Raw genomic sequence first — 25,829 nt, 5'->3', positions numbered from 1 at the left:
AAACAGCCGCTGAGCCAGACCCATAAAACAGCCGCTGAGCCAGACCCATAAAACAGCCGATGAGCCAGACCCATAAAACAGCCGCTAAATAAGGCCCATAAAAAAGCCGCCTGATGGCGGCTTTTTTGGTTTTCGCACCCGGTGCGGGAATCCTTAAACAGTAAACGGTTCAGGAGCCCGTGCGCTGTGCGGTCATGTGCTGGTCTTCCAGATGAATGTAGTCGAGCAGAATGTGGCCGGTTTCGGTTAACAGAGCGTCTTCCTCTTCGGTTTTCTTCTTCTCTTCTTCATCGGCTTTGGCCGCGCTGTCGTCTTCGTCATCATCCAGCGTGGTCAGCAGCGCCATGCCTTTGGCTTTGCGGCGTTCATTTTCCAGCTTCAGACGTTTGTCGTCGTTGGCTTTGCGTTCCTGTTCACGGGTTTTCTCGTTCAGGGAAACCTGTGTCTGTTCACGCAGTTCCATAATCAGCGCACGCTGAGCGCGCAGGAAACGGAAGTCCGGGTTGTCGTCGACGCGCTTCTCATGCAGCTCGCGCAGGGCAGGGAGCTCGGCATTAATGCGCTTGTCGCTGCTGTATTCGGCCGGGCGAATGGTGTCCCATGGCAGGGCTTCTTCCAGCGCGCTTTCGCCGATTTTCTCTTTATCGAACAGCGACGGGTAGAGAATGTCCGGAATCACGCCCTGATGCTGGGTGGAGTCACCGGAAACCCGGTAGAACTTCGCCTGGGTGATTTTCAGCTGACCGGAATTCAGCGGACGCAAAGATTGTACAGTGCCTTTACCGAACGTCTGGCCACCCACAATCAGTCCACGGCCGTAATCCTGAATGGCACCGGCGAAAATTTCCGAGGCCGAGGCGCTCAGACGGTTCACCAGCACCGTCATCGGGCCGTCATACAGCACAGATGGGTCCTGGTCGGGCAGCACTTCGACACGGCCGTGGGTGCTGCGCACCTGCACCACAGGGCCTTGCGGAATAAACAGGCCGGTAAGACTGATGGCTTCTTCCAGTGAGCCGCCGCCGTTATTGCGCAGGTCGATGATCAGACCTTCGATGCCTTCTTCTTTCAGTTCACCGATCAGCTGGGCAACGTCGCGGGTGGTGCTCTTATAGTCCGGCTTGTTCTCCATGCGACCCTGGAAGTCGATGTAGAAGGTCGGAATGTCAATGACACCAATCTTGTGTTTCTTGCCGCCGTCTTCGACTTCGATCACGTCTTTCTGGGCAGACTGTTCTTCCAGTTTGACTTCGTCACGGACAATGGTGATGACCTTGCTGTCACTGCCCGTGCTGTCGGCCGGCAGAATCTCAAGGCGCACACGGGTGCCTTTCGGGCCGCGGATCAGATCGACCACTTCATCAAGACGCCAGCCGATCACATCGACTATGTCGCCTTCATCCTGACCCACACCGACGATTTTATCGGCGGGTTGCAGATTACCGGCGATCGACGCCGGGCCGCCCGGAACCAGACGCACTACCTTAGTGTGCTCATCTTCGGTCTGCAGCACAGCGCCGATGCCCTGCAGCGACAGACTCATGTTGATGTTGAAGTTCTCGGTATTGCGCGGCGAGAAGTACTGAGTGTGCGGGTCGAATGAGCGGGTGACCGCGTTCATAAAGGTCTGGTAGGCGTCTTCGGCCTGTGACTGATGTACGCGGTTCAGCTGGTTCTGATAGCGTTTGCTCAGCAGATCGAGAATGGCGTCTTTTTCTTTGCCGGCCATCTTCAGGTTGAGGATGGAGTTCTTCAGGCGTTTGCGCCACAGATCGTCCAGCTCGGCCTTGGTTTTCGCCCATGGGGCTTTTTCACGGTCCAGATCCAGACGCTCGTCGTCGGTGAAGGTGTATTTGCCGGCGTTATTCTGCAGCTCGGTCAGCAGATACGACAGCCGCTCGGACACCCGCTGCTGGAAGCGGTTGTAAATAGCGAAGGCCGGGCGCAGGTCGCCGCGGTTCAGGGCTTCGTCGAGGTTGTAACGGTACTTCTCGAACTCATCGATGTCCGACTGCAGGAAGTAGCTGCGGGTGCTGTCGACGTCGTCGTAAAGAATGTCGAGGATGCGCGACGACAGTTTGTCGTCCAGACGCTGATGTTCGTAATGGCCGCGCAACAGATTGTTCATAATCTGCTGAGTGGTCATGGCATTTTCACGGGTCGGCTCAAGCGGCGTGAAGGGCGTTCCCGGTTTGATTTCGGCGATGGTGGCGTTGCTCAGTTGAGCGAACAGCAAGGGTGCTGTGATAAGAAGGAGGCGAAACACGCGCTGAGGTCTGGATAGCATGGTAGTAGCCAGTTTCCTTGTTCTGTTTTGATTTGTTCTGAGCGCCGGGCGCCGCTATTATGCCGGCCGTCCTGACCGGCATCAGCCCCACAGCTTGGGTCCATGGGCGTCAGCTTCTATAGTAGACCCCATTGGAGTCACGGAAGCCACAATAATTCCCGAATTGTGGCACAGGAGGTCAAGGAATGAGCGGTTCGTTTCAACATTCGTCTGCGGAGGCAGCTTTGGCTCGCGTAAAACTGGATCTACCGGACGCATTTACCTTCAGCACCATGCTGGATGTGCGCGTCACCGAAATTAACTACGGCAACCACGTCGGCAACGACCGCATGGTGTCATTGCTGCATGAAGCGCGTCTGCGTTTTTTGCGTGAATTCGGTTTCGGTGAATTTAACATCGGTGGTATCGGCCTGATGGTGACCGATCTGGTGGTGTGTTTCGAGGCGGAATCCTTCGTCGGTGATGTACTGACGTTCCATGTCGGTGTTACCGATTTCAACAAATACGGTTGCGATTTTATCTACCGCGTCGAGAACAACGCGCAGGACAAACTGGTGGCCAAGGCCAAAACCGGTATCGTCTTCTTCGATTACGACGAGCGGAAAATTGCCCGGGTACCGCGCGTGTTTTACGAACGCTGCGCCCCCGAGTTGCTGGCCGAAGCCGACAGCAGCAAATAAAAAAAGCCGGAGCATGCTCCGGCTTTTTTATTGTACTTTTTACACCTTCTTTACCCGGCTCAGCTCTGACCCGGGTTGTCGAAGTAGGCGGTGATAAAGTCGAGGAACGCGCGGCTTTTGTTCGCCAGATAGCGGTTCTGCGGGAACACCACCTTAATGGTGCGCACCGGAATTTCCACATCCGGAAACAGCTGCACCAGTTCGCCGTTCTGCAGGTGAGCATCGGCGATGTAGGTTGGCAGGGCGGTGATGCCCATGCCCGCCAGACAGGCTTCGTACACCAGATCAATGTCGTTGACCGCCAGCTTGCGCTCAATGCTGGAGATGGTGAAACCGTGATCTTTCTCAAACTGACGCAGCCAGTTAGACCGTGCGTATTCGGCGTTGGCGACAATCAGCACACGGTGCGTCAGCAGATCTTCAAGCTTCTGCGGCATGCCCCATTTCTGCACGTATTCGCGTGACGCCACGATGACGATTTTCTGCTCGGCCACCGGTTTGGCGATCAGACGGGAGTCTTCCAGCGTGCCGAGGCGCAGGGCGAAATCGTAACCGTCTTTTACTATGTCCAGCGGACGGTCGGAAATGTGCAGGTCAAAGCTGATGTCCGGATACTTTTGGGCAAAGTCGGTGAAAATGCGCGCCAGCTCGCGGCGGCCGAAGTTCGACATGGCGGTAATGCGCAGACGGCCGCGCGGGGTAACGTCGAAATCAGTGACCAGCTTTTCCGCTTCGGTAATCGATTCCAGTATGTTCTCGCAGTGCTGATAGAACATCTGACCGGCTTCGGTCGGGCTGACAGAGCGGGTAGTGCGGTTCAGCAGACGCACGCCTAAACGCTCTTCCAGACCGGAAATCTGCTTGCTGACGGCGGATGGCGTAACGCCAAGGGCATCCGCTGCCGAGGTGAAGTTACGGGCGCGAACCACCGAAACGAAGGTTTGCAGGGAGTCGATACGGGACATGATTAATGACTCTTTCTGTGAAATCCGTGATGACGGACAGTATATTTAATTTTTTGGCAATAATAAGCCCGAATCGGTCAAACATTAGACTTAAATCTAATGCGTAACCGCGTCAGAAAGGTCTTTTTCCGTAAAACGGGAAATGAAGCGGCCGGCAGCGGCCGGTTTCAGCCAGAAATATCAGGCTGTTTTGCCACTGCCGCGCAGGTTGATAACGCCGGCGGCGATGATGAGCGCGGCCCCGGCGGCGGTTGTCGAGGCCGGCACTTCGTCCCAGAACAGCCAGCCCATCAGGGCGCCATACACCACGGCACTGTACACATAAACGCCGACCTTGCCGGTCGGGGCTATGCGGTAGGCTTTGGTCAGCGCCAGCTGGCCGAGGGTGGCGACCACGCCCAGCGCGGCAATCCACAGCCAGGCGCTGGCCGGTACGGGTTGCCAGTTCATCACGGCGCCCGGAGCAGACACCAGGGCGGCGACCACACCAAAATAGAAGACGATGCGCTGGCTCGATTCTGTGGCCGACATGCGGCGGATGGTCACTTTGGCCAGTGCCGCCAGAAAGGCGCCCAGCAGGCCGATCAGTGCGGCGACCGTCATGGCGTTGTAGGCTGCGTCATCCATACCTTCGCCTGCCGTGCCCGGGCGCAGAATCACCGCCACGCCGGCAAAGCCAATGACCAGTGCCAGCCAGCTGTAGCGTCCGGCGGGTTCTTTCAGCCACCAGAGGCCGAGTAACGGCATAAACAACGGCGCCGATAACTTCACCAGAAAGGCTTCCGTCAGGGGCAGATGGGCCAGCGCCCAGAAATAACAGAACATGGCCGTCACGCCTACCAGACCGCGCATCAGATGCCAGTGCCAGACGCTGGTCTTCAGCTCGCTGAGGCCGGTGCGCAGGATCAGCGGAATCAGCACTACCAGACCGGCAATATTGCGGAAGAACACGATCTGCTCGGTACTGAGGTCGTCCGACAGGTACTTGATCATGGCGCCCATAATGGCCAGCAGGCCTTCGCCCAGCATGAGATACAGGGCACCTAAGCGGATTTCGTTCGTCATTCCTGATCCAGATCGTGAAAAGGGTGTGGCAGCCCTTTAAAAGAGAAGGTGAAACACCATATAAACCGGGTTGCCGGGCGGGCGGCATTATACGGGGCTGGCGCTGGTTTTGCCTGCCGGTGTCGTCGGGATTGTCCGTTGTCAGTCGGCATCTGTATTAAAAATATTAAACTTTTAAGTATCGGGCTTGAAAAAAACTAATCAGGTCGCATTTAAGGACTAACCGGATTCAACGCCTGCAAGGCAGGCATCAGAGGAGTGTGACTTATGCGTATGGACCGTCTGACCACCAGTCTGCAGAACGCTCTGGCGGAAAGTCAGAGCATTGCTCTGGGGCAGGACCATAACCAGATTGATACCGTGCATGTGCTGCTCGCGCTGATGGAGCAGACCAGCAGCACGGTGAAAGAAATTGTGCGCCGCTGCGGCGGTAACGTGGCCGCGCTGGAAAAAGCCCTGCGCAACGTGCTGAAAGATCAGCCGCGTGTTTCAAGCCCGGACGGCAATATTCAGATTGCCCCGGAGCTGGGCCGTCTGCTGAATCTGGCCGACAAAGAAGCGCAGAAGCGCAGCGACCAGTACGTTTCCAGTGAAGTGTTCCTGTTTGTGGCGCTGGACGACAAGGGCGCCAGCGGCAAAGTACTGGCCGAAGCGGGCCTGACCAAAGACAGCGTGAATCAGGCCATCAATGACCTGCGGGGTGGAGAATCTGTGAAAGACGCCAATGCCGAAGACAGCCGTCAGGCGCTGGATAAATACTGCATCGACCTGACCGAACGGGCCGAAGCCGGCAAGCTCGACCCTGTGATCGGACGTGACGATGAAATCCGCCGCACCATTCAGGTACTGCAGCGCCGTACCAAGAACAACCCGGTATTAATCGGGCCGCCGGGCGTGGGTAAAACCGCCGTGGTCGAAGGTCTGGCGCAGCGCATTATTAATGGTGAAGTGCCGGAAAACCTGAAAAACAAACGCATCCTGTCGCTCGATATGGGCGCGCTGCTGGCCGGTGCCAAATACCGTGGTGAGTTTGAAGAGCGTCTGAAATCTGTGCTGAAGGACGTGTCCAAAGCCGAAGGCAGCATCATTCTGTTCATCGACGAACTGCACACTATGGTCGGCGCCGGTAAAAGCGACGGTGCCATGGACGCCGGCAATATGCTGAAGCCGGCGCTGGCACGCGGTGAACTGCATTGCGTCGGCGCGACCACACTGGATGAATACCGCGCCTTTATTGAAAAAGACGCGGCGCTGGAGCGTCGTTTCCAGAAAGTGCTGGTGGATGAACCGAGCGTGGAAGATTCCATCGCCATTCTGCGCGGTCTGAAAGAACGCTACGAAGTGCACCACGGTGTGCAGATCACCGACAGCGCCATTATTGCCGCCGCCAAACTGTCGCAGCGTTACATCAGCGACCGTCGTCTGCCGGACAAAGCCATCGACTTGGTCGACGAAGCGGCATCGGTTATCCGCATGGAAATCGATTCCAAACCGCAGGACATGGACAAGCTCGAACGTCGTCTGATCCAGCTGAAAATCGAACGTGAAGCGCTGCGCAAAGAAAAAGACGAAGCGGCAAAAAAACGCCTGAACGACCTCAACGAGGAGATCAACAAGGCCGGTCGCGCCTACGTTGAACTGGAAGAGGTATGGAAGAAAGAAAAAGCCCTGCTGGAAGGTGCCAGCAAGGCCAAAGAAATGCTGGAACAGGCCAAGCTGGAACTCGACGCCGCCCGTCGTGCCGGCGACCTGCAACGCATGTCGGAACTGCAGTACGGCCGCATTCCGGAACTCGAAAAACAGATGACGGCGGCCAACGAAGCCGAAGCCTCGGGCAAGCAGGAATTTACCCTGCTGCGCAATAAGGTAACCGAAGATGAAATCGCCGAAGTCGTGTCCAAATGGACCGGTGTGCCGGTGAGCAAAATGCTCGAAGGCGAGCGCGAAAAACTGCTGCGCATGGAAGACGTGCTGCACGACTACGTGGTCGGGCAGGACCAAGCCATCCGCGCGGTATCGAACGCGGTGCGCCGCTCCCGTGCCGGCCTGTCCGACCCGAACCGTCCGAACGGCTCGTTCCTGTTTTTAGGGCCAACCGGTGTCGGTAAAACCGAGCTGTGCAAGGCGCTGGCGACCTTCCTGTTCGACAGCAAGGACGCCATGGTGCGCATCGATATGTCGGAGTACATGGAGAAGCACTCGGTCGCCCGTTTGATCGGTGCGCCACCGGGCTACGTGGGTTACGAAGAAGGTGGTCTGCTGACCGAAGCGGTGCGCCGTAAACCGTATTCCGTAATTTTGCTGGATGAGGTGGAAAAAGCGCATCCGGATGTATTCAACATCTTGCTGCAGGTGCTGGATGATGGCCAGCTGACCGATGGTCAGGGCCGTAAGGTCGACTTCAAAAACACCGTACTGGTGATGACTTCGAATCTGGGCTCTGACGTGATCCAGACGCTGGCCGCAGACGATGAATCGAGCTACGAACTGATGCGTGAAGCCGTGATGGAAATTGTCGGCCAGCACTTCCGTCCGGAGTTCATCAACCGCATCGATGAGGCGGTGGTGTTCCATCCGCTGCTGAAGGATCAGATCCGTGGTATCGCCGACATTCAGCTGCAGTTGCTGCGTGGCCGTCTGAAAGACCGCGACCTGTCGCTGGAACTGACCGATGCGGCCATCACCCGTCTGGTGGATGTGGGCTACGACCCGGTGTTTGGTGCGCGTCCGCTGAAACGGGCGATTCAGCAATGGATCGAAAACCCGCTGGCGCAGGACATTCTGTCGGGCAAATTTATGCCGGGCACCGTGATCCGCGCCGACGTCGACGGAGATCATTTCGTGTTCAACGCGGCCTGATAGCAAGGCTGAAAAATGCCGGGGCTTGCCCCGGCTTTTTTATGCGCCGGTCAGCTTTCCCGCTTCATTCCTACGGATGGGAAGGACAGCTGTTTAATCTGCCGTATAATGGCGGTGTCTGAATGGCGTTAATCCAGGGAGCTAACCGCATGAAGCGTATTCTGTCTGGCCTCAGCACGGCGCTTGCCGTCACGCTGCTGGCCACCGCCTGCACCACAGTAACCAGTAAAGAAACCCAGTTGCCGATGAGCGCCATGAATCACTGCGCCGCGCCGGCCGGCGTATCGCTCAGTTACGGCAGCTTAACCGTCGCTTTGGGTGAACGCCCGAGTGCAGGCTATGGCATTGAACTGGTCGGCCAGCTGGAACAGGCCGGCGAATACGATCTGACGTATCGTGAAACCCGTCCGCAGCCGGGGCGTATGTACGCTCAGGTCATCACGCAGCCTTGCCTGCAGGTGATTATGCCAAAGGGCTGGAAACAGGTGACGGTCACCAATCAGGACAACGGCAAAGCCGTTACACTGACGCCCGCCGATGACACCAGTGCCGTAAAAAAGAGCAGTAAAACCACCCCATGATTATTCTTGGTATTGACCCGGGTTCACGTCTGACCGGTTTCGGTGTGATCCGCCGCATCGGTCAGAAAACCGAATACATTGTCAGCGGCTGCATCCGCACCGGTGACGGTGAAATGCCCGGTCGTCTGCGCAAAATTTTCGAAGGCGTCACCGAACTGATCAATACCTATCAGCCGCAGGAATTTGCCATTGAGCAGGTCTTTATGGGCAAAAATGCCGACTCGGCGTTAAAGCTCGGACAGGCCCGTGGCGTGGCCATTCTGGCGGCTACTTTGCACGATCTGCCGGTCGCGGAATACGCACCGCGTTCGGTGAAGCAGGCCGTAGTCGGGAAGGGCGGTGCCGACAAAGAACAGGTTCAGCACATGGTGCAGTATTTATTAAAACTGCCGGGCAAACCTCAGGCCGACGCCGCCGACGCGCTGGCCATTGCCATCTGCCACGCGCACACCAGCGCCAGTCTCGTCGCTCAGGCCGGCGTCAAAGGCGTTACCCGCGGGCGCATGCGTTAAGCCACCAAGGTCCGCCACAAGCAACACTCTGTTGCTGTTCACCTCTGTCGTACGCAATTGCGTACACTCGTTATTTTTTCCGGGAGCTGGCTATGAAAATCGCCGTATTCTGCGGGTCGTCCGCAGGCAATGAACCTCAGTTTCTGGCCGCAACTCAGGCTTTGGGTCAGTATTTTGTGCAGCATGGCATCGACGTTGTCTATGGCGGCGGTCATGTGGGGTTAATGGGAGCAATCGCCGACAGCGTGCTGCAGGCCGGTGGCCGTGTGTATGGCGTGATGCCGAAGCATCTGGTGGATCGTGAAATTGCGCATCAGGGCCTGACGGAACTGACGGTGGTGGCCGATATGCACGAGCGCAAAGCAAAAATGGCCGCCATGGCCGACGCTTTTGTGGCACTGCCGGGCGGTGCGGGCACGCTTGAGGAAATATTTGAAGTCTGGACCTGGGCGCAACTGGGTCATCATCAGAAACCCTGCGCGTTTTATAACGTCGACGGTTTTTACGATCCGCTGTTCGCCATGATTGAAAAAATGACAGCCACCGGATTTCTTAAGGCACCGTATGCCGAGATGCTGATCCGCACGGCCGATCCCAAAGCGCTGGTTCAAGCCTTTGCCGGGTATCAGCCACCACAGAATAAATGGGGCTGATTCCGTTTCTACAGCGGGCATTCCTCCAGCGTTAACGCAGGATACAGCTCCGGTGTCAGGACAGGTCGCGATAAATCAGGGCAATAATCACGGCTGCTAATATGGCAGAAACCGCCTGCCAGAATTTCACCGGATTCCGTTCAATGAGCGGTGGCTTGTGACGGCGCATAAAATCCGGGTTCGGATGGTACAGGTCGTAGACAAATTCATCCGCTTCCTGATACCGCTTAAACGGCTCCGGATGCACCGCTTTGCGGATGGCATCATCCACCCAGCGTGGCACGTCGGTGTTTTCATCCAGATGATGCAGTGCGGTGTAACTCAGGCTTTTCTGGGCTTTTTCGCTGCGGGTTTTGGCGACGTCAAAACCGTAGGGTAAACGCCCGGTGAGCATCTGGTAGGCAATGGCGCCCAGCGCATAAACGTCGGACGCGGCGCTGCCGCTGTAGCCGAGAAAATATTCCGGCGCTGTGTACTGCGCGGTGCCGAGTATCGCCAGTCGCTCCAGCGGAGTGTCTATTTCCAGAATGCCGGCCACACGGGTCGAGCCGAAGTCGATGATTTTTACCGTACCCGTCTGGTCGATCATGATGTTGTCGGGCTTTAAATCCTGATGCACCATTTCCAGCCGGTGAAACGCGCGTAAACCACGGGCAACCTGTTCAATAATATTGCGCACGTCATCCAGTCGCGGTTTGGGATGGTCGCGCATCCACTGCGCCAGTGTAATGCCTTCAATGTATTCCGTGACCACGTACAGATAATTCGGTTTGCGCAGGTGCGCCACCGGTTTCAGCACATGGGCGCTGTTGATGCGCCGGGCAATCCATTCTTCCATCAGAAAACGTTCGAGATACGCGGTATCTGAGCGCAATTCCATGGACGGCGTTTTTAAAATGACGGTTACCCCGGTTTCAATATCCGTCGCCAGATACACATGGCTGCGCGGGCTTGAGTGAATTTTGCGCACAATTTTATAACCGTCGAATTCTGCACGCGCTTCAAGTTCGGGCGGGAAGGGCAGTTCGGTCAGTTGCTGATGCACGTCGTCGGTATTGAGCAGGGGTAATTCATCGATGCGCACGATCTGCAGCGTGAGGTTATCGTCGCTGCCATTGTCTTTGGCGGCCTGAACAATATCGGCGGCGGCTCGGTCGAGATCATCGCTGTGGCGGGCAATGGTGTCCGTGATCAGGGCGTGCGATACAAATTCGTACACGCCGTCGGTGGCCAGAATAAACAGGTCGCCGGTATCCACCGACAGCGATTGATAATCCAGATCCAGCTGCTGACTCATGCCCAGCGCCCGGGTCAGATAACTTTGCTGTTCGGCGTAATAAAAGCGATGGTCATGGGTCAGCTGTTCGAGTGTATTGCCCTGCACCCGGTAAATCCGGGTGTCGCCGACATGAAACACATGGGCGGTGGTCGATTTGATCACCAGTGCACTGAAAGTACAGACATAGCCTTTATTCGGGTCGGAACGGTACTGACTCTGGCGGGTCTGGGCGTACAACCAGGAATTATTGGCGGTTAATACTTTCTGTACCGAGGTTTTTACCGGCCAGGCTTCACTGGTCGAATAATAGTCGTTCAGAAACCCCTGTACCGCGGCCGCGCTGGCGATCTGGCTGACACTGCTGCTGCTGATGCCATCGGCAAGTGCGACTGCCACCCCTTTGCTGGTCAGCAGCGGGCCATCAGGAATCTGCAGGGCATGAAAATCCTGATTGATGGGCTTGATGCCAGCATCGGAACACTGGCCGGCGGAAATGGTGAGTTTTGCCGTCATCCGTCATTTCTCAGGGTGGGTAGCAGGGTTATTAACGCTGAAGGGCGCTGGTCTGATTTTTACGGCTGCGCGCAGAAAAGGAAAGCCCGTCAGGCGAACAAAAAAGCCCCGCAGTGCGGGGCTTTTTGGCATTCAGCGAATTACGCTGCTTTGCGGGTTTCTACGGCCGCCAGTTTGCGCTGAGCACTCTGACGTACGTGGGTGTAGTACAGCGGCAGACCCACCAGACAGAAACCACCCACCAGGTTACCCAGTGCAGTCGGCAGTTCGTTCCAGATGATGTACTGCATGAAGGTGAAGTCACCGCCCATGATCATAGAGAACGGGAACAGGAACATGTTCACGATGGAGTGCTCGAAGCCCATGAAGAAGAACAGCATGATCGGCATCCACATAGCGGCCATTTTACCGGTGGCAGAGGTAGAGATCATGGCGCCAACAACACCCATGGACACCATCCAGTTGCACAGCATGCCGCGGATGAAAATGGTGAACCAGCCATCAACACCGTGTGCGGCGTAACCCAGAGTACGGGCTTCACCGATGTGTGACACTTTTTCGGCAATCGCGCCGCCGTCGGTGTTGTAACCGTAGGTCAGAATAAATGACATCATAAATGCCACGCTCAGTGCACCGGCAAAGTTGCCGATAAATACCAGGCCCCAGTTACGCAGCAGTTGTGGCAGGTTGGCACCCGGGCGTTTATCGATCAGGGCCAGAGGAACCAGAGTAAACACCCCGGTCAGCAGGTCGAATTTCATCAGGTACAGCATGATAAAACCAACCGGGAACAGACAGGCGCCCAGAATCGGTGAACCGGTTGTGGTGGCGACGGTAATGGCAAATACCGCGGCCAGAGCCAGAATGGCGCCGGCCATAAAGGCACGGATCAGGGTGTCTTTGGTGGACATGGCGAGTTTTTCTTCACCGGCATCCACCATCTTGGTAGCAAACTCAGAAGGCATTAAGTAGGACATAGGTCTCTCTCCTCGGGTTTCAGAAATCGTTTTCAACCGCCGCCGTAGCGGCAGAGGGCGGTTTACTGGGCAAAAAAAACGGCGTCCGCTGCCCGACAACCCAGAGGGTTATCTGCAGTGGACGCCGTTATCCGAATAAGTCATCTGTCACGCGAAACCGCCGTTGGTCTCACATGAAGAAGGTTTTGCAACCGCTGTGCCAGTTTTAAAAAAAGCCGGTTTTCATGTGTTTAACGGCGAAATGAGGCGGGGCTGCACGGAACGACAGGCATAAAAAAGCCACCGGCTGCTTTGTTTTAGTGCAGGGTCGGTGGCCCGGTGCGCGCTTGCTGCGCAATTAACAGACTTAATGGTTAGATTATTTCTTCAGCTGCAGCATCTCGGCGACGCTGATGACGTTGGCGGCGACATCGATGATGCGCTTGTTGCCGTCCATCGCGGCCTGACGCAGCTGTTTATAGGCCTGTTCTTCATTGATGCCCTGTGACTGCATCAGAATGCCTTTGGCTTTTTCAACCGTTTTGCGTTCATCCAGCGCCTGGCGCGCTTCGGTCAGTTCTTCGCTGATGCGTTGCAGGCGTTCGGCCTGACTCTGCACCAGCTCATAAATAGAGCGGGCGACGCTGATGTTTACGCCGGGTGCGACGTTGACGCCGCTGCGTGGGTTGTTCACATCGTCGAGCATGGACATCGGCGACAGCGGTGGTTCTTCGATATCGGCCAGCTGTTTCAGGTGTTCGTGGTGCAGACGCAGATCTTCTTCGGCCTGAGCGATTTTGCCCTGACACAGTGTCAGCAGTTCGGCCGCCAGTTCTTTTTCGATTTCCTGCATGCCGTCGATGCGGCGCGTCGCCACTTCGTACCAGACCTCGCTCATGGCGGTCGGCAGAATGTCACCGTTGCGGTAGCGGGTGATCATGTTGCGCAGGCGCTCGAGTTCGCTGGCGGCTTCCGAGCTTTCCACCTGACGCCACTGGGCGGCGGTGATGGTGCGGGTGAAATCGTTAAAGATATCGAAGCAGCGTGCCTGCGCATCCTGCAGGGTTTTCAGGCGTTCCTGCGTCTGCTGGGTGAATTCGCCGGCGGTAAAGCCGATCACGCCCCAGGCCCGTTCTTGCCCTGCGTATTCTTTGCCCTGCACAAAATTGAACATGGCCACCAGCGCGCGGGTGATGTCCGGGTCGCTGGAAATATCGGCCGCTTCAAACACCACCGACAGCAGGCCTGCAATCAGGCGGCTGAACAGCTGGGTATTTTCGGTGGCATTGATCGACTGGGCATCGATGCGGGTGCGGATTGCCGGTACTTCGTCGAGCTGATGCAGGACGTAGGCGATGGCATTGTACAGGCGTACGGTGCTGGGCGCGCATTCCTGAATGTTCAGCTGACTGAGCATTTCGCGGAAATTGCGTTCCGCTGCAGCTTCCGCTTTGACTTCCTGCTGACGCTGGTCGGCAAAGCGTTTGCCCGCTGACACCAGAAAAGAATTCGATAATCCGCGTTCGCGTTGCAGTTCGTGAATGAGTTCTGTCACCTTGGTGACCAGATCACAGTTGATCAGCAGTTGTTTCAGAGCACTGATTTCTGACTGCTTGGCAGCCAGCAAAAAATCTTCGGTGGTGAGCATAACGTCCGTCATCATGAATCATCAGGGTGGTGCAGGGCGCGCAAGGATAGCAAAGGGCTTGCAATTTTCCCCACCGATTTCTGCGTTTGTAGCCGAAACCTTGCATAATGCCTGCCCATTTAAGAGACAACTGTATGATTTTTGCGCTTATCTCCGCTCTGGCCTGGTCGGTCTTTGACCTGATCCGCAAAAAGCTGGCGTCCACCGCCCGGCCACTGTCGCTGGCCATCTGGTTTGCGCTGGGGGTAACGCCCTTCTACGCCGGTCTGTGGCTGTTCTCAGGTGCGGCGCTGCCGCAATCGTCCTATTGGCTGCCGGGTCTGATTTCTGTGCTGGCGGCGGCCATCGCCAGTGTGAGCTATATCCGGGCATTGAGTGTCGGGCGCATCGCCATGCTGGTGCCTGTGCTGTCGTTCACGCCGGTGGTGGCCGCCTTGCTCAGCTGGGTATTGCTCGGCGACACGCTCACGCTCTGGCAGGTGGTGGCCATTGCGGTGATCGTGCTGGCGATTTTTCTGCTGCACGGTGGCACGGCCTTGCTGGTCAATCCTGCGGCGGCCGGTCCGGGGTTCGGGCTGATGTTGCTGGTGTCGTTGTGTTGGGGCGTGGTGATTGTGCTCGACAAGTGGGCGCTGGCGTCGGCGGCGGTGTTCTTTCACGGCATGGTGCAGAGCGGCGGTATGGCGCTGCTGTTGTGGCTGGCGCTGATCAAAAGCGATGGCGTGCGCAACGGCGGCTGGCGCCCGGTCTATAACGGACCCTTGTGGCTGTTGCTGGTGGCCTTGCTGGTGTTTCTGACCGCGGTCAGCAGCCAGTGGTTTGCGCTGTCCTCGGTGCATCCGGGTATTGTCGAAACCGTGAAGCGCGGCACCGGTATTCTCGGCGCCGCACTGTGGGGCGTGTGGTTCTTTCAGGAGAGCGTGCACAAAGGGCAGCTGGGGCTGATGCTGGTGATCATCGCCGCCACCACCTTGCTGACGCTTAGCTGAGCCGGCTTACAGGAACATGCCGCCGGACACTTCGATGCGTTGACCATTCACCCAGTGGCAGTCGTCGCTCAGCAGAGCGGCGATGGCCGGACCAATATCGTCGGCTATGCCTGCGCGGCCAAGCGCGGTTGCCGACGCCACCATAGTGTTTACCTGCGGGTTATCGCGTACGGCACCGCCACCGAAATCGGTCGCGATGGCACCGGGTGCCAGCGTGTTCACGCGGATACCACGTTGTCCCAGTTCTTTGGCCTGATACCGGCTGATGACTTCCATTGCTCCCTTCATGGCGGCATAGGCTGAATAGCCCGGCAGGCTGAAACGCGCCAGACCGCTAGACAGGTTGACGATACTGCCGCCGTCGCTGATCAGGGGCAGCAGGGTTTGCGCGAGAAAGTACGGCCCTTTGAGATGCACTCGGTAGAGCTCGTCAAAGGCCTCCTCGGTTTGTGCGGCAAACGGTGCGTTATGGCCGAAGCCCGCGTTATTGACCAGATAATCGAACGTGCTGCGCGCCCAATGCTGTTCAAGCGTTGCCTGCAGACGCTGGCGGAAGGGCATGAACTGGCGGGTATCGCCGGTATCCAGTGGCAGGGCAACGACGGTTGCGCCCAGTGCAGCCGCTTCGGCGCACACCGCCTGTGCCGCCTGTTCGTTGCTGTTCCAGGTCAGCACGCTGTCGATGCCGCGTTTTGCCAGCGCCAGTACGGTGTTAGCGCCCAGGCCGCGGCTGCCGCCGGTGATGACGGCAATCGGTTTGGTCTGCATAGTGAAATCCTCAGTGATGGGTCAGTGGTTGCAGAATAATTGGCAGATATATCTGAATAAACTCTGAAATCTGGTATCACTATTCGCTGATTCTGGATAATGGTGATCACCATGAAAGACCTGAACGCCATGCGCGTATTTCTGCAGGTCGCTGAGCAGAAGAGCTTCTCGGCGGCAGCGGATGCCCTCGGCTTACCGCGTTCGTCGGTATCGGCGGCGGTACAGCAGCTGGAAGCCGAGCTGGGCACCCGTTTGCTGATGCGCACCACCCGGCGCGTCGACATCACGGCCGAAGGCGAACATTTCATGCGCCGTGCGCGTGAGCTGCTGGCCGATATGGACGAACTGCAGAACCTGTTTCACAGCGGTCAGCAGACGCTCAGCGGTGTGGTGCGGGTGGATATGCCGGTGCCACTGGCGCGGGATCATGTGATTCCCCGTCTGAGCGAATTTCAGCAGCGCTATCCGGGCATTCAGCTGGAGCTGAGCTGCACCGACCGCCGCGTCGACCCGCTGGCGGAAGGGTTTGATCTGGTGGTGCGCGTAGGCGAGCTTTCGGATTCCAGTCTGATCGCCCGCAGGCTTGGGGTGCACCGCATGGTGAATTGCGCGAGCCCCGACTACATCGCCCGCTTCGGCATGCCGGCCAGTCTTGCGGACCTGTCTGGTCACCGGCTGGTTGGCTATTCGCAGTCCCTCGGGCGTCACGGCAATCGCTTTGAATACGTGAACGCCGCCGGGCAGGTTGCCTTTGTGGAAATGGCGCAGAGCATTTGCGTGAACAACGTCGAAGCCTACACCGCCGCCTGTCTGGCCGGGTTGGGCATTATTCAGTCGCCGCGCCTCGGCGTGCAGGCCCTGATCGACGCCGGGCGTCTGCTGCCTGTGTTACCCGGCAGCGAAGCGGCGCCAATGCCGGTGTCGCTGCTGTACCCCGAGCGGCGTTTTTTGTCGCAGCGGGTGCGGGTGTTTATGGACTGGCTCGACGACTTGCTGCGCCCGGGGCTTACGCCCTGAGGCCTGACAAAATGGCCAGTGCGCGCGCTTCAGGAACCACTGCTCAAACACGGCAAACGGCGCCGTGGTGGGCGTGGAATCAGGCTGTTCTGTGGTAATATCCGCGGCATTTGAGCGGAAACGGAACGAGTGGTAATGACCTTTACAGCGCCTGAAAGTCTGTCAGAGCAGATCGCTAAGTATCTGGCGCAGCGTATTATCCGGGGCGAGATGCTGCCCGGGGAACGGATTCAGGAACTCCGTGTGGTTAATGAACTGGAAGTCAGCCGGGGTTCGGTGCGTGAAGCCCTGCTGATTCTGGAACGCCGCCATCTGATCGATATCCTGCCGCGCCGTGGAGCGCTGGTCAGCCGTCTGACCGCCGACAAAGCCCGCGCGCTGTACGATATCTACATTCATCTGCTGATCATGCTGTCCAACGGCGTGGCGCTGGGCTGGAACGAAGGCAATATCCAGCAGGTGGGCGCGCAGATTGAAAAAATGAAACGTCTGAGCGGCAGCGGCGACGCCGAAGCCTTTATTGAATCCTGCTTCGCGCTGATGCGTGAGGCCTTCGTCATTGTTAACAACCCGTATCTGGCCCAGCTGCTGGAAGACCTTGAACCGGCGATTCACCGCACCTATTCACTGGCTGTGCGTTACCAGCCGCAGGAAGCCGTGCGGGCTTCGGTGTTCTTTACCGAATTGTTTAACGCGGCGCTGCGCCGTGAGGTCCAGCGGATTCCGGGATTACTCAATGCCTATGGCGACCAGCAGTGCGAACTGGTGGTGGCGGCCCTGAATAAGGAGGCCCTGGCATGCGCCTGAAGGCCATTAAACTCGCGGGTTTCAAATCCTTCGTTGATCCGACCACGGTGCCGTTCAGCACCAACATGACCGGCATTGTCGGCCCTAACGGTTGTGGTAAATCCAACACCATTGATGCCGTGCGCTGGGTCATGGGCGAAAGCTCGGCCAAATACCTGCGCGGCGACGCCATGACCGACGTTATTTTTAACGGTTCGTCCGAACGTAAGCCGGTCGGCAAAGCCAGTGTCGAGCTGGTGTTCGACAACAGCGACAAAACACTGAAAGGCGAGTACGCGGCGTATAACGAGATCAGCCTGCGCCGTCAGGTGACGCGCGATGGTCAGTCACTGTATTTCCTCAATGGCACCAAGTGCCGCCGTAAAGACATTACGGATATTTTCCTCGGTACCGGTCTCGGTCCGCGTTCTTACGCCATCATCGAACAGGGCATGATTTCGCGTCTGATCGAAGCCAAGCCGGAAGAGCTGCGCGTGTACGTGGAAGAAGCCGCCGGCATTTCCAAGTACAAAGAACGCCGCCGCGAAACCGAAAACCGCATGCGCCGTACGCAGGAAAACCTCGAGCGTCTGCAGGATATCCGCGACGAACTGGAGCGCCAGCTGGCACACCTGCACCGTCAGGCGCAGGCGGCGGAAAAGTACAAAGAATTCAAAGCGCAGGAACGAGAGAAAAAGGCCCAGTTGCAGGCGCTGAAATGGCAGGCTCTGAACGCCGATTATCAGTCGCGCGAACTGCAGATTGCCCGTCACGAAACCCAGTTCGAAGCCCATATGGCCGAACAGCGTGCTGCTGATGCGGAAATTGAAGGCCTGCGTCTTGAACATCAGGAAAAGCAGGACGAATTCAACAGCGCACAGGGCAGGTTCTACGAAGTCGGTGCGCACATTGCCCGTCACGAACAGAAAATCGAACACCAGTCGCAACTGGCGCTGCAGCTCGATCAGGATTTAGCCGAAGCGGAAAAAGCCATTCTCGAAACCCAGAAGTCGCTGGAAGAAGACCAGCTGGCGCTGGAGATGGTCAGCGAAGAACGTTTCCAGTTTGAACCGGAACTGGAAATGCTGCTGGCCGCCGAAGAAGAAGGTGCCCTGCGTCTGGAAGAAGCCGAAGAAGCGCAGCAGCGTTTTCAGGAAAACTGGGATGCCTTTACCCAGCGTGCCAGCGAGCCGACCCGTCAGGCGGAAGTCACACGCACCCGCATTCAATCGACCGAAAACCAGCTGACCCGTCTCGACCAGCAGATGCGCCGTCTGCAGGACGAACTGCAGCAACTGGCCGACAACCCGGAACTGGAAGAAATTCAGCTGCTCGGTGAAGAAGTGGGCGAGCAGGAGCTGCTGGCGGAATCGCAGCAGGAAAAACTCGACACTTTGCAGGAGCAGGTGAGCGATGCGCGTGAGCGTCTGGAGCAGCAGCGCCGCGATCTGAACGAAGGCAAAACCCGCCTGCAGCAGATGCTGAACCGCAAAGCCACCCTGGATGCCTTGCAGAAAGCCGCGCTGGGTCAGGGCTCTGAAGCCGTCAGTCACTGGCTGGAAAGTCATCAGCTGGCGCGCAAACCGCGTCTGGCGGAACAGCTGCACGTGGCCGATGGCTGGGAGCGGGCGGTTGAAACCGTGCTTGGCGATTACCTGCAGGCGGTGATGATTGATCAGCTCGACCCGGCACAGCACTGGCTGGGCAGTTTTAAAGAAGGTCAGCTCACCCTGTGGCAGCAAGGGCAGAACGCATCCGCCGCGGGCGACGCCGGCTCTCTGCTGAGCAAGGTGCAGAGCAAACAGGATATTTCCGGTCTGCTGGCCGGGGTGAAAACCGCGGAGGATCTGGCCTCGGCGCTGGCGGCCCGTTCTGCACTTAAGGCCGACGAATCCATTATTACCCGCGACGGCATCTGGCTTGGCCGCAGCTGGCTGCGGGTTGCCCGTGCCGCCGACGGCGAAGGTGGCGTGCTGGCCCGTCAGCAGGAACTGGAACTGCTCAACGATCAGATCGAAGAGCTGGATATTCAGGTAGAAGAATGGGATGCCGATCTCGAAGCCGCGCAACTGCGTCTGCGCTCGCTCGAACAGCAGCGCGAAACCGCCCAGCGCGAGCAGCAGCAGGTCAGCCAGAAACTGATCACGCTGAAATCCCAGTTGTCGGGTAAACAGGCCCGCGCCGAGCAGTTTGCGCTGCGCAGCGACAAACTGAATCAGGACATCAACGAAACCCGGGAACAGCAGGCGCTGGAGCGCGAATCTCTGGAAGAGCTGCGAATGGTCTGGCAGGACGCCATGAGTGCCATCAGTGAAGACACCGATGAGCGTGAACGTCTGCAGGCCGAACGAACCCGCGTGCAGCAATTGCTGGAGCAGGTGCGCAACGAGGCACGCAGCCACAAAGACCGCAGCCATCAGCTGCAGCTGAAAGTGCAGGGGCTTTCAACCCGCGAACAGAGTCTGAAGCAGGCGATTGAGCGTCTGGCCAGCCAGATGGCGCGGCTGCGGGAGCGCAAACAACAGATTCTGGCCAACCAGACCCGCGATCACAGCGCCGATCTGGATGAGCTGAAAGCCGAGCTGGAAGAATTACTCGAACGTCGCCTGAATGCCGAGCAGGGCATGCAGAGCGCCCGTCACGCACTCGAAACCGTCGACAGCCGGCTGCGTCAGCTGGAGCAGGCGCGCGCCGATGCCGAACGTAAGTCGCTGGAAGTCCGTAACGAACTGGAAAAAGTGCGTATGGAGTGTCAGGCGCTGGATATCCGCCGCCAGGCACTGGTCGAACAACTGGCCGAAGAAAAGCTCAGCCTGAAAGAAGTACTGGAAGCCATGCCGGAGAATGCCTCCAGCGACGAATGGCAGCAGGAGCTTGAGCGCATCGGCGAACGCATTCAGCGTCTGGGCGCGATTAACCTTGCGGCCATCGAAGAATATCAGGTGCAGTCGGAACGTAAGGTGTATCTCGATACTCAGAACGAAGACCTGCAGAAGGCATTAACCACACTGGAAGGGGCGATTCAGAAAATCGACCGCGAAACCCGCACCCGCTTCCAGGAAACCTTCGACAAAATGAACGCCGGTCTGGCCGAGCTGTTCCCGAAAGTATTCGGCGGCGGTCACGCCTGGCTGGAGCTGACCGAAGAAGACATGCTGACCACAGGCGTAGCCATCATGGCGCGGCCACCAGGCAAAAAGAACAGCACCATTCACCTGTTGTCGGGTGGCGAAAAGGCGCTGACCGCGATTGCGCTGGTATTTTCTATCTTCCAGCTCAACCCGGCGCCGTTCTGTATGCTCGACGAAGTGGATGCACCGCTGGACGACGCCAACGTTGGCCGTTACGCCCGTCTGGTGAAGGCCATGTCGGAAAAAGTGCAGTTCATTTACATCACCCATAACAAGATCGCCATGGAGATGGCTGACCAGTTAATGGGCGTTACCATGCACGAGCCAGGGGTATCCCGACTTGTGTCGGTGGATGTGGAAGAGGCCGCGCAGATGATCGACGCATAAGGCGTCAGAAAGCGGCCTGAAAGCAGGTTCAGGGGGCTGTATTCGCCTCGTCGGTTGTGTAACACTTTGGCTCGATAAACTTTACACGGTGCTGAAGCGGTAACGAGCGGTTTTCCGGCACCGGACACGATGTTCAACGAGGTTTAAAACACAATGGAATGGAGCTGGCGCACCCTTCTGATTCTGATCGCTCTGGTGGCAATTGCCGCCATTCTGGTCGATGGCTTCCGCCGCATGCGCCGCGCGCGTGCCGAAGCTTTGCGACTGGATGTGAGCCACGATTTCAAATTCCCCGCCTCGGATCATAACCCGGAACTGCCTGGCGGCGGTTTCCGTGTGGTGGGCGGTAAGCGCACGCCGCTGGCCGATGACGGCGAAGCGGACTTTTCTCAGGCTGATCTGAAATTACCCGGCTTTAAATCAACGACATCTCAGGATGCCCGCACGACCGCAGCGCATGGTGCGACTGGCGGTGACAAAAACAAGCGCATTCTGATCGATGATTTTGCCTTGCAGGACGATGAGCCCGGTTTCGCCGACGCCGTTGCGTCTGTGGTGATCAAAAAAGAATCAGCTCCGGCAAAAACCACACAAGCAGAAAGCAAAAAGCCGTCGGCTTTTACGGCATCTGCGGTGGCCGAAAAAACTGAACATGCGGTGAAAAACCCAGCGGCGGGTTCTGTCTTTACAGAATCTGTGGCGGACGACGCGCTGGCCGATGAGCCTTTCGTTGCCATAGAAGAGAAAAGCGCCATTGATGCGAAGAACGCCACTGAACCGGCGTTTTCAGCGAACTGGTTTGAGCCTGCTGCCGAAGCGGATGAAGAACCGATTATCGCCTGGCAGGATGACGTCAGTCCGGCGCGCGTAATCAGCGCGGAAAAAGCCGCGGAAAAACAGCACGAGCCTGTAGCAGAACGCGTACACGATCTGGAAATTCCCCGCTCGCCATTAATTCCGAAAGCCCGCCCGGTGAATCTGGATGAGGCCGTACCTGTGCTGCTCGATGTTGAGGAGCTGGGTGCGGACGATGTGGAACCCGTTTACGCCGAAGCAGACGACCTCCGTGAGGCGGCCGACACGCATCCCCCAGTCAGTGAGGGCGTGGTTGCCGTGGCCGAAGAGGCGCAGGCTGCTGATTCTGTTGCTCCCGCCATGCACAACTCCTTTGCCGGGACTGAGCTTACAGACACGACCGACGAAGCAACCGATACCGACCCGCACCTTGAGCAGGAAGTGGACGATATTCCGGCCGAACTGGTGTCGCAGCCGGTCAATTTTGCCGGTGCCAATGCCGAGTCGTTAGCCGCGCGGCCGATGCCTGAGCTGGTGCTCGAAATTCACTGCATTGCGCACGATCCGATCGGATTCTCCGGCAAAGATATTCTGTTCCTGTTTAACAGTTGCGATCTGCGTTTCGGCGAAAAGAAAATTTTCCACCGTTTTGAAGAGCCGGACGGTCAGGGCTGTATTCAGTTCTCGGTTGCCCAGAGCTACGAGCCCGGTATATTCGTGCCGGCAGCGATGGCACAGCAGCATTTCCGTGGCCTGAGCTTCTTTATGAGTCTGCCGGGCGCCAAGCGTCCGATGGAAGCCTATGAAGCCATGTCGGAAATGGCGCTGGTGATTGCGCGTAAATTACGCGCGGATCTGTACGACGGTGCGCGCAGCGCATTGACGCCACAGACCATGGAGCACGACCGCCAGCAAATTATGGATTACGAACGCCGCCAGAAACTGGCGCAGAAAAAACAGGCTAGAAGATAGTTGCCGAAGTTAGATAGCGAGCACGTAGGAGCCGATTGGCTCCTTTTTCATTTTAAGGTGCTTACGTCTCAATAGTGGCATATAGATAGATTAGAGTCGGACTTATGAAAGAAATTACCAGTTTATCCTTACCATTTGATGATGAGCTAGAAAATACCGATCCCAAAAAATACATTCAAGAGCTTACAAAGAAGCTTAAGAATTGGGAGTACTATTATTATGAAACCGGCAGTCCTCTTGTAACTGATGATGAGTACGATTCCGAACTGAATAATTTGGCTGCATTAGAAAAGCAGTACCCGGATTATGCTTTGGATGATAGTCCGACAAAACGCGTTGGCGGAGGTTCTTCAGCTGGTGGTGAATCTACGGTTAGGCATAGAGCACCGATGCTGTCCCTAGATAAGGTTCATACATCGAAAGATTTTGTAGATTTCTTTGAGAGAATGGCGAAAAGTTTAAAGAAGGACCTCGCCGAGTCTTTGGGTGACGATTTTCTGAGTAATGTCGAAATTCTATTAGAGCCAAAGTATGACGGTGCAGCGATTAATCTTTTTTACAAAAGTGGCCGCCTTCAATATGCGGCAAAGCGAGGCGACGGCGAATCCGGTGATCTGATTACGCATTTGATTGCCGATGTCAGCGATATTCCTCAGGTTCTAGCGGGCCAGTTTCCAGATGAGCTGGAAATTAGAGGAGAGCTATTTATGCCATTGGCTTGCTTGGCTGAGGCAAATAATACTTTAAGTGATTCTGGAGATAGAACTTACGCAAACCCTCGTAATGCAGTCGGTGGGTATTTGGCAAGAAAGGATAGATCTCCCAAGTTTGCATCATGGTTACGTTTTTTTCCTTATGGTGTTGGCTTTCAAAGCGATTCTGGAGCGCTCCCTGCGAAGCTGGATGAGCAAATGCAAGCAATTGAATGCCTGGGTTTTAAAGTGAATCCTGATGTTCGTCTGCTCCATGGTGTAATTCAATGCGTAAACAAATTTCAAGAGTATCAAGATAAGAGAGAGTCTTTGGCTTTTGAGATTGATGGACTGGTATATAAAGTAAATAGTCCTCGCTACAGAAGTCTACTAGGGGGTACTAGTAAGTTTCCAAAGTGGGCTGTTGCTTACAAATTTCCTGCAGTAGAGCGAGTAACGGAATTAATTGGCGTAGATTTTCAGGTTGGCCGTACCGGCGCGATTACCCCGGTGGCGAGGCTGAATCCTGTGCATGTGGCCGGCGTGACCGTGTCCAACGCCACGCTGCACAATATGGATGAAATCGACCGTCTGGGCGTGAAAGTCGGTGACACCGTGATTATCCGCCGTGCAGGTGATGTGATTCCGCAAGTGGTGTCTGTGGTGCTGGATAAACGTCCAACGGATGCCCGTGACATTGTTATGCCGGATCATTGTCCGGTGTGCGATTCACTGGTCGAAAAAGTGGACGGTGAGGCCGTCGCGCGCTGCACCGGCGGTTTGGTGTGCTCGGCCCAGCGCAAAGAGGCGATCAAGCATTTTGCTTCGCGCAAAGCCATGGATGTCGAAGGTCTGGGTGACAAACTGATTGATCAGCTGGTTGATGCCGGCTTAATCGATTCGGTTGACGATTTGTTTCATCTGACGCTTGAACAACTGGCCGGGCTTGAACGCATGGCAGAAAAATCGGCGCAGAATATTCTCGATGCGCTCGACGCCGCCAAAAATACTACGCTGGGCCGTTTTTTATACGCGCTGGGCATTCGCGAAGTGGGCACGGTCACCGCCAATCAGCTGGCCGGCCATTTCGGTTTTCTGCAGCGCATTATGGATGCCACCGTTGAACAGCTGATGGCCGTGCCGGACGTCGGAGTCGTCGTGGCCGAACACCTGCATAATTTTTTCGCTGAGCCGCATAATCGCACCGTGATTGAACAGTTACAGCGTGCCGGCGTGCACTGGGAAGAAAAGGAACCGGTGCAGTCTGACGATCTGCCGCTGAGCGGCAAAACGGCGGTTATCACGGGCACTCTGGTGACCAGTGGCATGAGCCGCGATCGGGCGAAAGAATTGCTGGAGCAACTGGGTGTTAAAGTCGCGGGTTCGGTATCGGCCAAAACCGATTTTCTGGTGGCAGGGGAGAAAGCCGGATCGAAACTGCCGAAAGCTCAGTCACTGAACGTTGAGGTACTCGACGAAGCGGCATTTCTGGCTCTGCTTGGCGAACATGGCCAGCCGTTGGAATAACGTGTCCGACTCAATAAAGCCACACGAAAAACCTTACGAAATGGCTTAAGAAGAATCGAATAAGGAGATCCCGGAGCCGATGCTGAAACGCACCTGCTGTTTGCTGACCGTGATGCTGATGACCCTGCTGGTGGGCTGTTCTACCGCGCAGCCGAAAAACATCAACAACGTCTGTGAGATCTACGACGAATATTACGACTGGTACAACGCCTCCAAGGCGGTGAAGCAGAAGTATGGCATTCCCGAGGCCGTTACCATGGCCTTTATCCATCAGGAATCCAAATTCATCGACGACAACCGGCCGCCGCGTAAATGGTATCTGTGGATCATTCCGGGTCCACGGCCGTCCACCGCCTACGGCTATGCCCAGGCGCTGGATACCACCTGGGATGAGTACATGATGAACACCGGCAATTGGGGGGCCGACCGTGACGATTTCGAAGATGCCGTCGATTTCATCGGCTGGTACAACGCGCGCAGCATTCAGCGGGCGGGCATTAAACCGCACGATGCCTATGGCCTGTATCTGGCGTATCACGAAGGCACTGGCGGCTATCTGCGTGGCACCTACAAAAAGAAACAGTGGCTGATCGACGTCGCCCGTAAAGTGGAAGGGCGGGCCAAGTTGTACCAGAAGCAGCTGGTTGGCTGCCGGGATGATCTGGAAAGCAACTGGTTCTGGCGCAGCCTGTTCGGACAGGTAGACCAGTCGGTGACCGACGCCGTAAAACCCCTGCGACAAGGATGATCGGCAGGCGCGTTTTGCG

The 25,829-nt window shown here is 56.8% G+C and carries 19 protein-coding genes; 12 read left to right on the top strand and 7 right to left on the bottom strand.

Features of this window, described 5'->3' with window-relative positions:
- Window positions 1-169: 169 nt before the first annotated feature.
- A complete protein-coding gene (locus ACQUQU_RS07940) occupies window positions 170-2,287 on the bottom strand; it encodes a carboxy terminal-processing peptidase (RefSeq protein ID WP_430462707.1) in 2,118 nt (705 codons plus the stop codon).
- Window positions 2,288-2,511: 224 nt separating this feature from the next.
- Here ACQUQU_RS07940 and ACQUQU_RS07935 point away from each other — a divergent pair, with 224 nt between their 5' ends.
- The gene (locus ACQUQU_RS07935) at window positions 2,512-2,967 is read left to right on the top strand and encodes an acyl-CoA thioesterase (protein WP_430462706.1); all 456 of its coding nucleotides are present in this window, start codon (window positions 2,512-2,514) and stop codon (window positions 2,965-2,967) included.
- 59 nt (window positions 2,968-3,026) lie between these two features.
- On the opposite strand, the gene ACQUQU_RS07930 is transcribed toward ACQUQU_RS07935, so the two are convergent.
- Together ACQUQU_RS07930 and ACQUQU_RS07925 are read right to left on the bottom strand one after the other, a co-directional pair.
- On the bottom strand, window positions 3,027-3,932 hold the full coding sequence (locus ACQUQU_RS07930) for a LysR family transcriptional regulator (RefSeq protein WP_430462705.1): 906 nt from the start codon (window positions 3,930-3,932) through the stop codon (window positions 3,027-3,029).
- A gap of 180 nt (window positions 3,933-4,112) precedes the next feature.
- Window positions 4,113-4,997: a DMT family transporter gene (locus tag ACQUQU_RS07925; RefSeq protein ID WP_430462704.1), complete on the bottom strand. Its 885-nt coding sequence runs from the start codon at window positions 4,995-4,997 to the stop codon at window positions 4,113-4,115.
- Between the two features lie 267 nt (window positions 4,998-5,264).
- On the opposite strand from ACQUQU_RS07925, the gene clpB reads away from it, so the two are divergent.
- The 4 genes from clpB to ACQUQU_RS07905 all read left to right on the top strand — a co-directional run bounded on the left by clpB (window position 5,265) and on the right by ACQUQU_RS07905 (window position 9,602).
- Window positions 5,265-7,856 carry an ATP-dependent chaperone ClpB gene (clpB, locus tag ACQUQU_RS07920; RefSeq protein WP_430462703.1) on the top strand — a complete coding sequence of 864 codons (2,592 nt, stop codon included), beginning with the start codon at window positions 5,265-5,267 and terminating at the stop codon, window positions 7,854-7,856.
- Between the two features lie 149 nt (window positions 7,857-8,005).
- A complete protein-coding gene (locus ACQUQU_RS07915) occupies window positions 8,006-8,437 on the top strand; it encodes a protease complex subunit PrcB family protein (RefSeq protein ID WP_430462702.1) in 432 nt (143 codons plus the stop codon).
- The gene (gene ruvC / locus ACQUQU_RS07910; RefSeq protein WP_430462701.1) at window positions 8,434-8,949 is read left to right on the top strand and encodes a crossover junction endodeoxyribonuclease RuvC; all 516 of its coding nucleotides are present in this window, start codon (window positions 8,434-8,436) and stop codon (window positions 8,947-8,949) included. Before ACQUQU_RS07915 ends, ruvC begins: the two co-directional genes overlap by 4 nt.
- A 92-nt stretch (window positions 8,950-9,041) precedes the next feature.
- Window positions 9,042-9,602: a TIGR00730 family Rossman fold protein gene (locus ACQUQU_RS07905; RefSeq protein WP_430462700.1), complete on the top strand. Its 561-nt coding sequence runs from the start codon at window positions 9,042-9,044 to the stop codon at window positions 9,600-9,602.
- 55 nt (window positions 9,603-9,657) lie between these two features.
- Here the strand turns inward: ACQUQU_RS07905 and ACQUQU_RS07900 are convergent, their stop codons facing one another.
- The 3 genes from ACQUQU_RS07900 to ACQUQU_RS07890 all read right to left on the bottom strand — a co-directional run bounded on the left by ACQUQU_RS07900 (window position 9,658) and on the right by ACQUQU_RS07890 (window position 14,013).
- Window positions 9,658-11,394 carry a protein kinase domain-containing protein gene (locus ACQUQU_RS07900; protein WP_430462699.1) on the bottom strand — a complete coding sequence of 579 codons (1,737 nt, stop codon included), beginning with the start codon at window positions 11,392-11,394 and terminating at the stop codon, window positions 9,658-9,660.
- A 140-nt stretch (window positions 11,395-11,534) separates the two neighbouring features.
- Window positions 11,535-12,371 carry a formate/nitrite transporter family protein gene (locus tag ACQUQU_RS07895; RefSeq protein WP_430462698.1) on the bottom strand — a complete coding sequence of 279 codons (837 nt, stop codon included), beginning with the start codon at window positions 12,369-12,371 and terminating at the stop codon, window positions 11,535-11,537.
- Between the two features lie 358 nt (window positions 12,372-12,729).
- Complete coding sequence (locus ACQUQU_RS07890; RefSeq protein ID WP_430462697.1) at window positions 12,730-14,013, bottom strand: nitrate- and nitrite sensing domain-containing protein; 1,284 nt, start codon at window positions 14,011-14,013, stop codon at window positions 12,730-12,732.
- Window positions 14,014-14,132: 119 nt separating this feature from the next.
- On the opposite strand from ACQUQU_RS07890, the gene ACQUQU_RS07885 reads away from it, so the two are divergent.
- Window positions 14,133-14,987 (top strand): EamA family transporter, encoded by an 855-nt coding sequence (locus ACQUQU_RS07885; RefSeq protein WP_430462696.1) that lies wholly within the window; start codon window positions 14,133-14,135, stop codon window positions 14,985-14,987.
- A gap of 6 nt (window positions 14,988-14,993) precedes the next feature.
- On the opposite strand, the gene ACQUQU_RS07880 is transcribed toward ACQUQU_RS07885, so the two are convergent.
- On the bottom strand, window positions 14,994-15,755 hold the full coding sequence (locus tag ACQUQU_RS07880; protein ID WP_430462695.1) for an SDR family NAD(P)-dependent oxidoreductase: 762 nt from the start codon (window positions 15,753-15,755) through the stop codon (window positions 14,994-14,996).
- Window positions 15,756-15,866: 111 nt separating this feature from the next.
- Here ACQUQU_RS07880 and ACQUQU_RS07875 point away from each other — a divergent pair, with 111 nt between their 5' ends.
- The 6 genes from ACQUQU_RS07875 to ACQUQU_RS07850 all read left to right on the top strand — a co-directional run bounded on the left by ACQUQU_RS07875 (window position 15,867) and on the right by ACQUQU_RS07850 (window position 25,810).
- The gene (locus ACQUQU_RS07875; RefSeq protein ID WP_430462694.1) at window positions 15,867-16,772 is read left to right on the top strand and encodes a LysR substrate-binding domain-containing protein; all 906 of its coding nucleotides are present in this window, start codon (window positions 15,867-15,869) and stop codon (window positions 16,770-16,772) included.
- 135 nt (window positions 16,773-16,907) lie between these two features.
- Complete coding sequence (locus tag ACQUQU_RS07870; RefSeq protein WP_430462693.1) at window positions 16,908-17,579, top strand: GntR family transcriptional regulator; 672 nt, start codon at window positions 16,908-16,910, stop codon at window positions 17,577-17,579.
- Window positions 17,570-21,076 carry a chromosome segregation protein SMC gene (gene smc, locus ACQUQU_RS07865; RefSeq protein WP_430462692.1) on the top strand — a complete coding sequence of 1,169 codons (3,507 nt, stop codon included), beginning with the start codon at window positions 17,570-17,572 and terminating at the stop codon, window positions 21,074-21,076. Before ACQUQU_RS07870 ends, smc begins: the two co-directional genes overlap by 10 nt.
- Window positions 21,077-21,229: 153 nt before the next feature.
- Window positions 21,230-22,843: a cell division protein ZipA C-terminal FtsZ-binding domain-containing protein gene (locus tag ACQUQU_RS07860; protein WP_430462691.1), complete on the top strand. Its 1,614-nt coding sequence runs from the start codon at window positions 21,230-21,232 to the stop codon at window positions 22,841-22,843.
- A 104-nt stretch (window positions 22,844-22,947) separates the two neighbouring features.
- Window positions 22,948-25,062, top strand: a complete 2,115-nt coding sequence (ligA, locus tag ACQUQU_RS07855) for an NAD-dependent DNA ligase LigA (protein WP_430462690.1) — start codon at window positions 22,948-22,950, stop codon at window positions 25,060-25,062.
- A gap of 79 nt (window positions 25,063-25,141) precedes the next feature.
- Window positions 25,142-25,810, top strand: coding sequence for a hypothetical protein (locus ACQUQU_RS07850; protein ID WP_430462689.1), 669 nt, complete (start codon window positions 25,142-25,144; stop codon window positions 25,808-25,810).
- The last annotated feature ends 19 nt before the right edge of the window (window positions 25,811-25,829 follow it).

Origin of the sequence: Thalassolituus sp. LLYu03 (genome assembly GCF_050507655.1) — a bacterium.
Taxonomy (GTDB): Bacteria; Pseudomonadota; Gammaproteobacteria; order Pseudomonadales; family Oceanobacteraceae; genus Venatoribacter.
The sequence above is the reverse complement of the archived record's forward strand: the minus strand, read 5'-3'. Positions and strand labels throughout refer to the sequence as shown.

Bases quoted from the DNA above. Each gene is read 5' to 3' on its own strand.
- ACQUQU_RS07880 (WP_430462695.1), bottom strand. From the start codon at position 15,755: ATGCAGACCAAACCGATTGCCGTCATCACCGGCGGCAGCCGCGGCCTG.
- ACQUQU_RS07875 (WP_430462694.1), top strand. From the start codon at position 15,867: ATGAAAGACCTGAACGCCATGCGCGTATTTCTGCAGGTCGCTGAGCAG.
- ruvC (WP_430462701.1), top strand. From the start codon at position 8,434: ATGATTATTCTTGGTATTGACCCGGGTTCACGTCTGACCGGTTTCGGT.
- ACQUQU_RS07930 (WP_430462705.1), bottom strand. From the start codon at position 3,932: ATGTCCCGTATCGACTCCCTGCAAACCTTCGTTTCGGTGGTTCGCGCC.
- ACQUQU_RS07895 (WP_430462698.1), bottom strand. From the start codon at position 12,371: ATGTCCTACTTAATGCCTTCTGAGTTTGCTACCAAGATGGTGGATGCC.
- smc (WP_430462692.1), top strand. From the start codon at position 17,570: ATGCGCCTGAAGGCCATTAAACTCGCGGGTTTCAAATCCTTCGTTGAT.
- ligA (WP_430462690.1), top strand. From the start codon at position 22,948: ATGAAAGAAATTACCAGTTTATCCTTACCATTTGATGATGAGCTAGAA.
- ACQUQU_RS07940 (WP_430462707.1), bottom strand. From the start codon at position 2,287: ATGCTATCCAGACCTCAGCGCGTGTTTCGCCTCCTTCTTATCACAGCA.
- clpB (WP_430462703.1), top strand. From the start codon at position 5,265: ATGCGTATGGACCGTCTGACCACCAGTCTGCAGAACGCTCTGGCGGAA.
- ACQUQU_RS07850 (WP_430462689.1), top strand. From the start codon at position 25,142: ATGCTGAAACGCACCTGCTGTTTGCTGACCGTGATGCTGATGACCCTG.
- ACQUQU_RS07885 (WP_430462696.1), top strand. From the start codon at position 14,133: ATGATTTTTGCGCTTATCTCCGCTCTGGCCTGGTCGGTCTTTGACCTG.
- ACQUQU_RS07870 (WP_430462693.1), top strand. From the start codon at position 16,908: ATGACCTTTACAGCGCCTGAAAGTCTGTCAGAGCAGATCGCTAAGTAT.
- ACQUQU_RS07860 (WP_430462691.1), top strand. From the start codon at position 21,230: ATGGAATGGAGCTGGCGCACCCTTCTGATTCTGATCGCTCTGGTGGCA.
- ACQUQU_RS07890 (WP_430462697.1), bottom strand. From the start codon at position 14,013: ATGATGACGGACGTTATGCTCACCACCGAAGATTTTTTGCTGGCTGCC.
- ACQUQU_RS07900 (WP_430462699.1), bottom strand. From the start codon at position 11,394: ATGACGGCAAAACTCACCATTTCCGCCGGCCAGTGTTCCGATGCTGGC.
- ACQUQU_RS07915 (WP_430462702.1), top strand. From the start codon at position 8,006: ATGAAGCGTATTCTGTCTGGCCTCAGCACGGCGCTTGCCGTCACGCTG.
- ACQUQU_RS07905 (WP_430462700.1), top strand. From the start codon at position 9,042: ATGAAAATCGCCGTATTCTGCGGGTCGTCCGCAGGCAATGAACCTCAG.
- ACQUQU_RS07925 (WP_430462704.1), bottom strand. From the start codon at position 4,997: ATGACGAACGAAATCCGCTTAGGTGCCCTGTATCTCATGCTGGGCGAA.